Origin of the sequence: Blautia sp. CAG:257 (assembly GCF_000433815.1) — a bacterium.
GTDB classification, from domain to species: Bacteria; Bacillota; Clostridia; order Lachnospirales; family Lachnospiraceae; genus Blautia_A; species Blautia_A caecimuris.
Map to the genome: position 1 here is coordinate 1 of NZ_HF999045.1, position 12,544 is coordinate 12,544.

Consider the following 12,544-nt stretch of genomic DNA (forward strand, 5'->3'; position numbering starts at 1 on the left):
AAAACAGGTGACTGTGGATAAAACTGCGGAAACTCAAGAAAGCCCATATTGTACCACTTTTCAATTCGTGATAAACTGTTTCGTAGCGAACAGCAAATCTTATTTCAGACTGCCTGCGGCAATCTGATTTTAACACACAAAGGAAAGTGAGGCTTATCTATGTTATACTTTGAAAACGATTACTCCGAAGGTGCTCATCCCAAAATTCTTCAGAGGCTTATGGATACAAATATGGAACATTTATCCGGCTATGGCTCTGACCGCTACACAGATCTTGCCAAAAATAAAATCCGGGATCTGTGTAAATGCCCGGAAGCCGAAGTTTATTTTCTGGTGGGAGGAACTCAGACAAACCAGACTGTAATCGACTCTGTGCTTAAAAGCTATGAGGGCGTGATTGCTGCTGAGACAGGCCATGTAAGTGTTCACGAGGCCGGCGCCATTGAATTTACAGGTCACAAGGTTCTTACGCTGCCTCAGCATGACGGAAAGCTCTGCGCCCGGGAGCTGGAGGCTTATATGGAAACTTTTCTTGGAGATGACAGCCATGAGCACATGGTATTCCCGGGAATGGTATATATTTCTCATCCCACTGAATACGGAACTCTTTACACAAAGGATGAGCTGAAAGAGCTTTCTCAGGTATGCCGCCATTTTAAGCTGCCCCTTTATATAGATGGCGCCCGTCTTATTACAGGCCTTGCCTGCCCGGAAAATGAACTGTCGCTTCCTGATATTGCAGATCTGTGCGATGTTTTTTATATTGGAGGTACCAAGGCCGGTACGCTGTGCGGAGAAGCTGTTGTTTTTACAAAAAATAATACACCTGCACATTTCCTCACTCAGATCAAGCAGCACGGAGCCCTTCTTGCCAAAGGAAGGCTGTGCGGCGTGCAGTTTGACGCTCTTTTCACAGATGAGCTCTATAAGGAAACAGGCAGAAATGCCATTGAAACAGCAGCTCTTCTGAGAGAAGGGCTTCGTAAAAAAGGATATACCTTTTATAACAGCTCTCCTACCAATCAGCTGTTTCTGGTTATGGAAAACAGCAGACTGGAAGAGCTGAAAAACCATGTTGTATACAGCTTCTGGGAAAAGGCAGACGATACGCATACTGTCATTCGATTTGCCACAAGCTGGGCAACTGCCAGAGAGGATGTAGAAAAGCTTCTTTCTCTTTTATAGCATTGTAAAATACATTGTTTTGACGTATAATAATTGCATTCAGATCACGTGAAAAGGAGGTCTCATATGAAGAAAAACAAGAACCGTTTAGCCACTTTTGCAGTGCTGTTCTCCTCCGCAACAGCCATCATCCACATTGCAAACAAGATCATTGCCGCATCTGCGTCTCTGAAGGAAATGCTTGACTCCAACAGACGAAACTATTATAAATGGCGTTTTGGAGAAATTTTTTATACAAAAAAAGGAAGCGGAAGTCCTGTTCTCCTTATCCATGATATGCTTCCCGGAGCCTGCGGCTATGAATGGAACAGAATCGAAGAAGAGCTTGCCATGGAGCATACGGTATACACCATTGACCTTCTGGGCTGCGGACGCTCTGAAAAGCCGGGCATGACCTATACTAATTTTGTTTATGTACAGGTAATCTGTGACTTTATCAGAAATGTGATCGGAGAAAAAACTGATGTGATCACCAGTGGTTTTTCCGGCTCCTTTGCCGTTATGGCCTGCCGCAATGAAAAAAGTCTTTTCAACAGGCTTATTCTTGTGAATCCGCCTGCCCCCGGCAATCTGACACAGATGCCGTCCAGAAAAGACCGTCTGCTGAAATATTTTCTGGAAATCCCTGTATTTGGAACACTTGTCTACCACATCATTGTCTCCAGAGTAAATACTTCAGACTTTTTTATTGAAAATATGGTTTTTGATCCCTTCCACATGGATCAGAATCTTCTTGACGCTTATTATGAAGCTGCTCACAGAGGCGGATGTCAGGCAAAGGCTGCCTATGCCAGCAAAGCTTCCCGCTTTATGAACATTAATATCCTTCCTGCACTGAAGTCCATTGACAACAGTATTTTTATTATCGAAGGCGAAGCTGAAAATAATGGAGCCGCTGTTGTAGACAGCTATCGCAGCATTAATCCTTCTGTGGAATCCGTTACGATTCCCCATACCAAACATCTTCCACATGTGGAAGACCCAGAAAGATTCCTGGAACAGATCGGAATTTTCCTGTAATGTATTGACAACTGAACCGGATATGATCCTGCAGCTGTTTTTCCATACAGCTGTCTGTACAGAGAATGCCCCCGGAAATTAATTTCCGGGGGCATTCCGCATTCTGTAATCATAACCAGTAATTTTACAGGTCAGGATGCTTCTTGGCTTTCTTCAGAAGAATCTGTATTCAGCATTTCCTGATATGCGTCTGTAAGATCACGTACATCCATTTTGTTTACAAGATAAACCTTATCGCCTGTCACTGCTGCATAAAAGCTGGAATCGTACTCATAATAGCTTACGGTTGTTTTCTGTCCCTCTGTATCAGTGAAAACAAAGGTAAAAGCAGCAGCTTCATCCGGCGTATACTCCTCTGTCAGGCGTTCCTGACCTGCCATATTAATCAGTTTGTTATAGAAAGTAGTAAATACTGTTTCCTCAATTTCCTTTCCGTCAAGAGTATAGGAAATTTTTTCCGCTTCTGCAGTCCCGGTCTTTTCATCAGAAGTATTTTCCGCTGCATCTTCATTTTCTTTATCTGTATCTGCAACAGCTTCCCCGGTGTCTCCGGAACCCTCTTCTTTCTCGGATCCGGCGCTTTCTTCCGTACTGTCTTCTGTATTTTTTACGGTTTCTCTTGTAACCTGTACGGTATGAGCTCCGTCCTCAGACTGAACTTCAAGACTGTCCAGATTATTGACTGTCAGGTAATTGACTGTCAGGCTGTAGAAATCAGAAACATTCTGATCTGTAATATCTGTCAGAGAAGTTTCAGGAATCGTATACACCTGTTTGCTGTCATTGACTTTTACATAGCGGTTTCCGTCCGTCTCATCTCCTACATAAATCACAAGCTGCTTTTCCACCTGAGGTATTTCTTCGGATTCCCCTGAGTCCTCTGCATTGTCATCCTCTGATACGTCCGTTCCCGGCTCTTCTGCTTCTTCCTTTTCTCCGGAAGCTGTATCTGAATCCTCTGTACTGTCTTCCTCAGATGCATCCGCACCGGTTTCTTCCGCCTCTGATGCTGTCTCTACCTTATCTTTACCCTCAGATGCCTCTGTAGCGTCCGTATTTTCCTCTGTATCCTCTTCTGTCAGATAAGTTGCAGTGATATTGCATACGGGTCATCAAAGCCGTATTTGGCCTGATCTGTGCAGTTATAATCTACAAAGTCTCCATAGGTAAGGGAACCTATGGCAGAGGTTACTGTTCCCACCTTTGAAGTATCTGCCTGCTCAGAGGTTTTTCCGTCAGAAACATACCAGTACAGGCTGTCATCGTCCTGAGAAAGCTGATAACCATTTTCTTTTTCCACTTTTACATCTTTAATGGTTGCTGAGGTTACTGCCGGGAAATTCTCTACCTCTGCAAACTCATAGGCAGTTCCCATAAACGGATCCAGAGATACTGCGGAAACAAGATAAACATTTTTGTCATCCTCTGATTTTTTCATATAATACTGACCGGAAGATTCATTTTTCATTCCCACCTGAAGAACAGTCCTGTTTCCATCCTCTTCCGTGAGAGTGATCTGGTTCTGAGGTTTGTCCAGATCATATTCGCTGAGATCCTCAGGATCTTCAAGCTTCTGGTCTGCTGACAGCGCTGTGAGAGCATTTACCGCGCCGTCAAGGGTATCCTGACTTACCGGAAAATCTGGCTCGTCTTTTTTTACCCAGTTATCTCCGTCCTTCTCAAAAACCTCTTCTGCGCCCTCCGTATCAGTAAATGAAACAGAAGTAATTTTTTCCGAATCCATTTCTACAACACTGACACTGGTATCTGCTGCCTCAGCTTCTTTTTCTTCCTGGGAATCCACATAGGAGGTAACTCCTATGTAGGTTCCTGAAAGAACAGCCAGTACAGCAACTCCGGAAATCAGTTTTACTGTCTTGCTTTTCATTATGCTTTTCTCCTTTTCAGCCATACACAGAATCCAATTACAAGGAATACTCCCGGAATCAGGCCCATTGTACAGATTTTCCAGAAGCTTACGTCATAAGCAGTAGGTGTGAGAGCGGTTACCTGCAGACTCTTGGATGGAATAGAAACTGTCTCTGCCTCATCAGAGCTGCACATCCAGTTCAGAGATTCCATGATCAGCTGTTCATTTCCTCCTGCTACTGCTGCATTGATCTGGCTGTCCATCAGGTTTGCCGTAGAATAATAAATAATCTGCGTCTGTTTGTCATCTTCGAGCGTTTCTGTAATACTTACTCCCAGATCAAAAGGTCCTGCAATATCTTCTTCTGATTTTTCCAGAGTTTCACTGTTCAGATCCACCTTGGAATAAGCGCTGTCAGAGGTTGTCAGAATACTGTCGATTGTCACAGTATCTCTTACACTGTCCAGTTTGCGGATGCCCTGTGCATATGGCGCAAGGACAAAATATCCTTCTGATGCAAAGCCGGAAACAGGCTCTGCGCTTTTTACTTCAGGAACAACATAATACGGCATCTGCATTGCATAGTGCTGTGCGTCGCCTTCAATTACAATTCCGTCAACACGCTCTACACCGTAGTTTTCCAGAACAGCATCAAAGTTTTCCATGGATTCCTCTGTGTAATCGGAGAAGATCATTGCTTTTCCGCCGTTTTCCAGATATTCAAGAATTGCATTTTTCTCATCCTCAGAAATATCTGTTGCCGGTGAATTGATCATCAGGCAGGCAGTATCTTCCGGCACGCTTTCTTCTGTAAGAAGATTCAGGGAGCGGATTTCAATATTTGCCTTTTCAATATCCTCCCGGATGGAAGCGTCCAGATCTTTTTCTCCATGTCCGTCCAGTGTATAAAGGATCGGCAGATTTTCTAAGGTCACATAGGAGATGGCACTGGTGATCTGACCTTCTCCGTCAAATCCTGTAGTAGTATAACTGTAAGTATTATAATCCACAGAAGATTCATAAATATCGCCGTAATCCACAACCTTGCTTCTTTCTCCACATTCAATGATCAGGCTGTTTGGAGAAACCTCTGCGTCTGTATATTCTGAAGTAAACTTGGGATTTACAACAGGGTCTTTCTTTTCTACTTTAATATGATCAGATGCTTCCTCATATTTTTTCAGAAGCTTGCTTACTGTTTCATCCTCAGCTCCGCTCTGAGCGATCTGATAAATGGTTACATCCTTATCCAGTTTTTTAAGGAAATCCTCTGTCTGTTTTCCAATGCTGAAAAGCTTCTGATCGCTGACATCTATCTCGGAATACTTTGTCGGCAGAGCATTCACGATCATATTGATCACAAGTACGATCACGATAAAAATTACACTGATCAGCATACTGTAGGAACCGTTTTTGATATATTTTCCGTTAAAACTGGATTTTATTTTTTCTTTAAAAGATTTTTTTTCTGAGGTTCCTTTATTTTTCTTTTCCGGCTGCTTTTTTTTCAGTTTTTCTTTTAATTTCACTCTTCCCACCTCCTTAATTCCAGCGTCTCTTTACAATGGACTGAACAGTAAGAAACATGCATACTGCAATGACAGAAAGGAAGTATACGATTCCGTTCACATCAAAAATTCCATTTGCAAAATTATCAAAATGTCCGCTTATATTAAATATCTGAAGGGCTTTCTGGATGCCTCCTGCAAAAAAGCTGCTGTTTACCACATAAACTACTGCAAGGGCAGCTTCTCCGATCAGACAGATCACTGCAGAGATCAGGAAGTTTTTGATCATTGTATAAATAATGATCGAAGCCGCCAGTATCAGAAGACCAAAGGTAATGCAGGTAGACAGAGCGCCTTCAGAGAAAAAGGAAGAGATTCCGTTCATCATAAAAAAGGCAAACAGAAATACAAAGGTCAACACTGCCGCAATAACCTGGCTTTCTGTAAGGGAGGAAATAAATACGCCTATGGCAAGGTTCGCGCATCCCAGAAGAAAGAATCCAAGGATTCCCGTGTATGCGGTTCCAAAGGATACGGTTCCGAATTTTGACATTACCAGAGGATACAGGCAAATGATCGCCATGGGAATTGCAAAGATGGTTACCAGAGCAAGGTACTTACCCATAACAATCTTTCCCACAGAAACAGGAGCTGTAAGAAGAAGCTGGTCTGTTTTCTGTTTTCGTTCCTCTGCCAGCGTTCTCATGGTAAGAATCGGCACGCTGATCAGAAATACAAAGGTCAGAGCGCTTAATGTATACTCAAATCTGGGATACGAAGCATCCAGCTGATAGGCAGAAAAATAGATTCCTGTCAGTAAAAGTATAAAAAAGATAAACAGATATCCGATCATTGAGGTAAGATAGCTTCTCAGCTCTCTTTTATAAACTGCTGTCATGTTTATCCGCCTCCTCTGTCTTGTTTTCTGATTCTCTGATCACAGCTTCCGCCTCTTTGGCTGTCTGTATCCGGTTATTTGTATCAGATGAATCCTTTTTATTATCCTCTGTAAGTTCAAGGAAAATCTCCTCCAGAGAAATCTTCTGAGACTGCATTTCCAGGATCGGATAACGGTTTTCTGCCATTTTAAAGAATACTTCTTCACGGATATCCTTATTTTCTTCTGTGGAAACAGTCACATTCCAGCCTTCCTGATCTGATTTTTTGTCTATGGAAATTTCTTTTACTCCGGAAATTTCCTCCAGAAGCTGACGGATACGGCTCTTTTCTCCTTTTACCAGAAGATTCAGATTGTTGGAGCCTGCTGCCAGTTTTCCAAGATTATCAGGAGTATCGCTTGCCACAAGCTTTCCGTGAGAAATGATCAGTACATAATCGCAGACCGCACTGACCTCAGAAAGAATATGAGAGCTTAAAATAACTGTATGCTTTTTTTTCAGGCTTTTAATCAGATCTCTGATCTCTATGATCTGTTTCGGGTCAAGGCCCACTGTTGGCTCGTCCAGTATGATAACCTCCGGATAACCGAGGATTGCCTGGGCAAGCCCCACCCTCTGACGATAACCTTTGGAAAGATTTTTGATCAGACGGTTTTTCATATCTGTAATTTTTACCATATCCATGACTTCTTCGATCATGGATTTTTTCTTGTCTTTTGGGATTTTTTTCAGATCCGCTGCAAATTTCATATATTCCAGAACGGTCATATCGAAATAAAGCGGTGGCTGCTCGGGAAGATAACCGATGCATTTTTTTGCCTTTTCCGGCTCTTCCAGAATATCATGTCCGTCTATGGTTACTGTACCTTCTGTAGACGCGATATAGCCGGTGATCATATTCATTGTTGTAGATTTTCCTGCGCCGTTGGGACCAAGAAATCCATAAATTTTGCCTTTCTCTATCTGAAAAGAAAGGTGGTCAACTGCTGTATGGTCTCCATACCGTTTGACCAGATTGCTGACTTCAATCACTGAATTCTCCTCCTTTTTCCCTGACTGTATGGAAGGCGGACTCTGTGTTTGTCCGCCTTATGAATATTCTATGAAAAAGTTGTGATAAAAGTAGGGGAATTGTGTGATGATTTTGTGAAACCGGTTATACAAGCGGTTCCTTCAGAGGTGTTCCTGCCTTTCGGGGATATTTTCCCGGTGTGGATTTTACTTTTTCAATCACTACCAGAGATCTCTGGATCTCTGAATCCGGAAGACTGAAATAAACCACATCCTTAATTTTTCCTCCCAGGATTTTTACTGCTTTTTCTGCCTGCTCTGCCTCTTCCTGAACAGTTCCTGACTTATAGGAAATAAAGCTTCCGCCAACCTTTACATAGGGCAGGCAGTATTCAGAAAGTGTTGCCAGATTGGAAACTGCTCTCGATACGCAAAGATCAAAGCTTTCTCTGTAGGCCTTGTTTCTGGCATATTCTTCTGCTCTTCCGTGAACAGCCGTAATATCTGTCAGCTTTAAAATATCAAAAGTCTCCTCCAGAAAGTTCACCCTTTTTTTGAGAGAATCCAGAAGGCAGGCTTCCAGATGAGGAAACGCGATCTTCAGGGGAACTCCCGGAAATCCTGCTCCTGTTCCCACGTCCATAATACGTTTTACTTTTTTTATGTCAACTGCTTTTACGCAGGCAAGGCTGTCCAGAAAATGTTTTATAAGCACCTCCTGAAATTCTGTGATCCCTGTCAGGTTCATCACCTTGTTTTTTTCTACCAGATACTCATAAAAATCCACAAACTTCTGCCTCTGTTCCCCGTTCAGGACAATGCCCATCTCCTGGCAGCCCTGATCCAGTACACTTAAATCGTATGCCATAATTTTCTCCTTATCTGCTTTATGATCTGCCTTTTCTGTACTGTTCCAGATATACAAGCAGTACAGATACGTCTGCCGGTGAAACGCCGGAAATCCTGGATGCCTGTCCGATAGAAACCGGTCTGTAGGCTTCCAGTTTCTGTCTTGCCTCAATGCGAAGGCTTCCTACCTTTTCATAATCAAGATCCTCCGGAATCTTTTTTGCCTCCAGCTTTTTAAACTGTTCCACCTGTTTCATCTGGCGTTTAATGTAACCGTCATATTTCAGATTGATCTCTACCTGCTGTTTTACATCCCATGGAAGCTCAGGTCTGTCCTTATCAACAGCAGCCAGATCATCATAGGTAAGCTCAGGTCTTCTGATCAGTTCTGCAAGTGTTGTTCCTGACTTCAGAAGAGTGCTTCCTTTTTCCTCAAGGAGCTTCTGAACCTCAGGTGTTCCTCCAATGGTCACATGTTCGGTCCTTTTTATTTCTGTGTCTATGGCCTTTTCCTTTTCCTGGGTTTTCTGCCAGGTTTCCTCATCGATCAGACCGGCTTCATAGCCCTTTCTGCGAAGTCTGAGATCAGCATTATCCTGTCTGAGAAGCAGCCTGTACTCTGCGCGGCTTGTCATCATCCGGTAAGGCTCATGATTTTCTTTTGTTACAAGGTCATCAATAAGAACACCTATGTAAGCCTCTGAACGGTCCAGAACCATCATTTCTTTCCCTTTCAGCTTCAGCGCCGCGTTGATACCTGCAACCAGTCCCTGGGCTGCCGCCTCCTCATATCCGGAGCTTCCGTTAAACTGCCCTGCGCTGAACAGGCCTTTTATATTTTTAAATTCCAGTGTAGGATAAAGCTGCCGGGGATTGATGCAGTCATATTCAATGGCATAGGCATTTTTTACGATTTTTGCATGTTCCAGTCCGGGAACGGAATGATACATGGCGTCCTGAACATCCTCAGGAAGAGAACTGGACATTCCTCCCACATACATTTCATTTGTATAAAGTCCTTCCGGCTCGATAAATACCTGATGACGGTTTTTATCAGCAAAGCGTACTACCTTGTCCTCAATAGACGGGCAGTATCTTGGTCCCGTTCCCTCGATCATACCTGAATAAAGGGGCGAACGATCCAGATTACTCCGGATGATCTCATGAGTCTTTTCATTTGTATAGGTCAGCCAGCAGGATTTTTGCGGAATCTGTACGGTTTCCGGGTCTGTGGAAAAAGAAAACGGTACCACTCTCTCATCGCCGAACTGCTCTTCCATTTTGGAATAATCAATGGTATTTCCTGCAATACGGGCCGGTGTTCCTGTCTTAAACCGGAACATTTCCACCCCAAGCTCCTTCAGAGAATCTGTCAGGTAATTTGCCGCCTGCAGCCCGTTCGGTCCTGTGTAGTCACTGACATCACCGTAAATACATCTGGATTTCAGATATGTTCCTGTACAGAGAATCACTGCACGGCAGTGATAAACAGCGCCTGAGTAAAGCTCCACACCGATAATCCTGTTTTCCTCTGTGAGAAGTCGGGTTACTTCCCCCTGTCTTATAGTCAGATGATCCTGATTTTCCAACGTTTTACGCATTTCATTGCTGTAGGCCTGTTTATCTGCCTGCGCCCTCAGAGAATGAACTGCGGGTCCCTTTGATTTATTCAACATTTTTGACTGAATAAAGGTTTTGTCAATATTTTTCCCCATTTCGCCGCCAAGAGCATCCACTTCCCGTACCAGATGTCCTTTGGAGCTTCCTCCTATGTTGGGGTTACAGGGCATAAGAGCAATACTGTCCACACTTACTGTAAACATTACTGTCTCAAATCCAAGTCTTGCTGCTGCCAGAGCCGCCTCACAGCCTGCATGTCCAGCCCCCACAACAACAATGTCACAATTTTTTTCCAACCTTTTTGCGCACATTCCTCTGTCCTCCATCTACTTTCCTACACAGAACTTGCTGAATATCTCATTTACCAGATCTTCGCCCAGGGATTCGCCCATAATCTTTCCAAGGCTTTCGTAAGCTCCCATCAGATCAATGGAAAAGAAATCCTCCGGCATTCCTGCCTCAATACTTTGCATAACCATGTTAAGGCTTTTTTCCGCCTCTTCCAGGGCAGTCTTATGACGTGCGTTTGTAATATAAACTTCATCATTAAAAGAAATTTCCCCACGGAAAAACATTTCTTTAATAGCTGTTTCCAGCTTTTCAATTCCTGTCTCTTCCACCACAGACACAGGTATCACCTGTTTTCCTGTTTTTTCTTCCAGAGCTTCAGAAGATACCACCGGCGTAAGGTCTGTTTTATTATAAATAATAATGCTTTTTCTTCCCTGAAGCAGTTCCATGATCTCTTCATCATTTTTATCAAGGGGCTTTGAAGAATCTACCACATAAAGGATCAGGTCTGCCTTTTCCGCCATCTGTCTGGCCTTTTCCACACCAATCTTTTCCACAATATCTTCGGTCTCTCTGATACCGGCTGTATCAATGATCCTTAAACTGATCCCGTGAAGAGAAATGTATTCCTCCAGAGTATCTCTTGTGGTTCCTGCAATTTCTGTTACAATTGCCCGGTCCTCTCCTACAAGAAAATTTAAAAGGGAAGATTTTCCTGCATTTGGTTTTCCCAGAATAACGGTGCGGATTCCCTCCTGGATCATCTTTCCGTCATCCGCAGATTTCAGAAGCCTTTTTACCTCTTCCGACTCTTCTTTTACCACTTCCATCAGTTCGTCCGGATACCCCTCCAGATCAAAATGCTCCGGATCATCCAGGGCAGTTTCTATATATGCAATATGATGAAGAAGCTTTGCCCTGATTTCCCGGATCACCCGGAGAACTGATCCCTTCAACTGCTCTACAGAGCTTTTCAGCGCGATCTCGCTTTTTGCCTGGATCACATCCATAACCGCCTCTGCCTGAGAAAGATCCAGCCTCCCGTTCAGAAAAGCACGTTTTGTAAATTCTCCGGGTTCCGCTACCTGCGCTCCGTTTTTCAGAACAGTTTCCAGAACTCTCTTCATGGCAAAAACACCGCCATGACAGTCAATTTCTACTGTGTCTTCTCCTGTATATGTTTTTGGACCGCGCATTACCATTACCAGAACTTCATCTACCGTTTCCTCTCCATCACAGATATATCCGTAATGAATGGTATGGCTTTTTACTTCTTTTATATTTTTCTTTCCATTCTTTGACCGGTAGATCCTGGAAATCACATCCATTGCATCTTCTCCGCTTATTCGGACGATTCCGATGCCGGAAGCGCTCATTGCTGTGGAAATCGCTGCAATCGTTGTCTCCATCTGCAATCCTCCTGTTTGTATGCATAAATTAAACTGTGTTTTCTGGTATAAAATAGATCTCTTTCTCATACCTGTTTATAAAAAATATACACTGACATTTTTATTAGTGTATCCATATATCTATCAAAAATCTTTATATAAAAAAATGTTACTCCGGGAAAAAGCCTACGTCAAGTCCGTATTATTCACGCTTTCACCCAGAATAACATTTTTGTTCAGATGTATCTCATCTTAATATCTTTTCAGTTTTACAACTACATGACGGTAAGGCTCTTCACCTTCACTGACAGTCTCTACAAATTTATTTCCCTGAAGAGCAGAATGGATAATTCTTCTTTCATAAGGATTCATTGGTTCAAGAACAACCGGTTTTCTGGTTTTCTTTACCTTATAGGCAATTCCTCTTGCCAGGTTTTCCAGTGTCTCTTTTCTTCTTCTGCGGTAATCTTCTGTATCCAGTTTTACACGGATATAGGTAGATTTACCTTTGTTCACAACAAGACTTGTCAGATACTGAAGAGAATCAAGGGTCTGTCCTCTTTTTCCAATCAGGATTCCCATATCCTGACCCTCAAAATCAACCTCCAGACAGCCGTCCTTTGTATTGTATTTTGAAGTGATCTGAACCTCGCCCAGTTCCATGGAAGAAAATACTTCTCTGAGAAATACAAGCGCTCTCTCTTCGATTTCTTTGATTTCTTCCGGATCAGAAAGTACCTCAATCTCTCTGGACTGTTTTACAGGTCTTTCTTTCTGAACCTTTTCCTTAGGCTCTCTTACAGGCTTTTCTTTAAAAGTTCTTTCCTTTACCGGCTTCGGCTGTCTTTCCTTTGCTGCCTCATGAACCTCAACTGCAGGTTCGTCCTTCTTTTCTGCCCTGTG

At 43.0% G+C, this 12,544-nt stretch carries 11 protein-coding genes; 2 read left to right on the top strand and 9 right to left on the bottom strand.

Annotated elements, in window-relative coordinates; all coding sequences use genetic code 11:
* The first annotated feature begins 159 nt into the window (after positions 1-159).
* Together QVP40_RS06120 and QVP40_RS06125 are read left to right on the top strand one after the other, a co-directional pair.
* A complete protein-coding gene (locus QVP40_RS06120) occupies positions 160-1,185 on the top strand; it encodes a threonine aldolase family protein (protein ID WP_022067594.1) in 1,026 nt (341 codons plus the stop codon).
* A 66-nt stretch (positions 1,186-1,251) separates the two neighbouring features.
* A complete protein-coding gene (locus QVP40_RS06125) occupies positions 1,252-2,205 on the top strand; it encodes an alpha/beta fold hydrolase (protein WP_022067595.1) in 954 nt (317 codons plus the stop codon).
* A 131-nt stretch (positions 2,206-2,336) separates the two neighbouring features.
* Here the strand turns inward: QVP40_RS06125 and QVP40_RS06130 are convergent, their stop codons facing one another.
* From QVP40_RS06130 to jag, 9 genes are all read right to left on the bottom strand, one after another.
* Positions 2,337-3,053, bottom strand: coding sequence for a DUF4340 domain-containing protein (locus tag QVP40_RS06130; protein WP_288200353.1), 717 nt, complete (start codon positions 3,051-3,053; stop codon positions 2,337-2,339).
* A gap of 230 nt (positions 3,054-3,283) precedes the next feature.
* Positions 3,284-4,093, bottom strand: a complete 810-nt coding sequence (locus QVP40_RS06135) for a DUF4340 domain-containing protein (protein ID WP_022067597.1) — start codon at positions 4,091-4,093, stop codon at positions 3,284-3,286.
* Positions 4,093-5,604 (bottom strand): GldG family protein, encoded by a 1,512-nt coding sequence (locus QVP40_RS06140; RefSeq protein ID WP_022067598.1) that lies wholly within the window; start codon positions 5,602-5,604, stop codon positions 4,093-4,095. The genes QVP40_RS06135 and QVP40_RS06140 overlap by 1 nt, the downstream gene beginning before the upstream one ends.
* Before the next feature lie 13 nt (positions 5,605-5,617).
* On the bottom strand, positions 5,618-6,481 hold the full coding sequence (locus QVP40_RS06145; RefSeq protein ID WP_022067599.1) for an ABC transporter permease: 864 nt from the start codon (positions 6,479-6,481) through the stop codon (positions 5,618-5,620).
* The gene (locus QVP40_RS06150) at positions 6,465-7,514 is read right to left on the bottom strand and encodes an ABC transporter ATP-binding protein (RefSeq protein ID WP_022067600.1); all 1,050 of its coding nucleotides are present in this window, start codon (positions 7,512-7,514) and stop codon (positions 6,465-6,467) included. The genes QVP40_RS06145 and QVP40_RS06150 overlap by 17 nt, the downstream gene beginning before the upstream one ends.
* A 124-nt stretch (positions 7,515-7,638) precedes the next feature.
* Entirely contained in the window at positions 7,639-8,361 is a 723-nt protein-coding gene (rsmG, locus tag QVP40_RS06155) for a 16S rRNA (guanine(527)-N(7))-methyltransferase RsmG (RefSeq protein ID WP_022067601.1), read from the bottom strand.
* A gap of 19 nt (positions 8,362-8,380) precedes the next feature.
* Positions 8,381-10,273, bottom strand: a complete 1,893-nt coding sequence (gene mnmG / locus QVP40_RS06160) for a tRNA uridine-5-carboxymethylaminomethyl(34) synthesis enzyme MnmG (protein ID WP_022067602.1) — start codon at positions 10,271-10,273, stop codon at positions 8,381-8,383.
* A 15-nt stretch (positions 10,274-10,288) separates the two neighbouring features.
* Entirely contained in the window at positions 10,289-11,662 is a 1,374-nt protein-coding gene (gene mnmE / locus QVP40_RS06165; RefSeq protein ID WP_022067603.1) for a tRNA uridine-5-carboxymethylaminomethyl(34) synthesis GTPase MnmE, read from the bottom strand.
* 231 nt (positions 11,663-11,893) lie between these two features.
* The coding region (jag, locus tag QVP40_RS06170) for an RNA-binding cell elongation regulator Jag/EloR (protein ID WP_288200354.1) at positions 11,894-12,544 on the bottom strand (651 nt) is incomplete at its 5' end.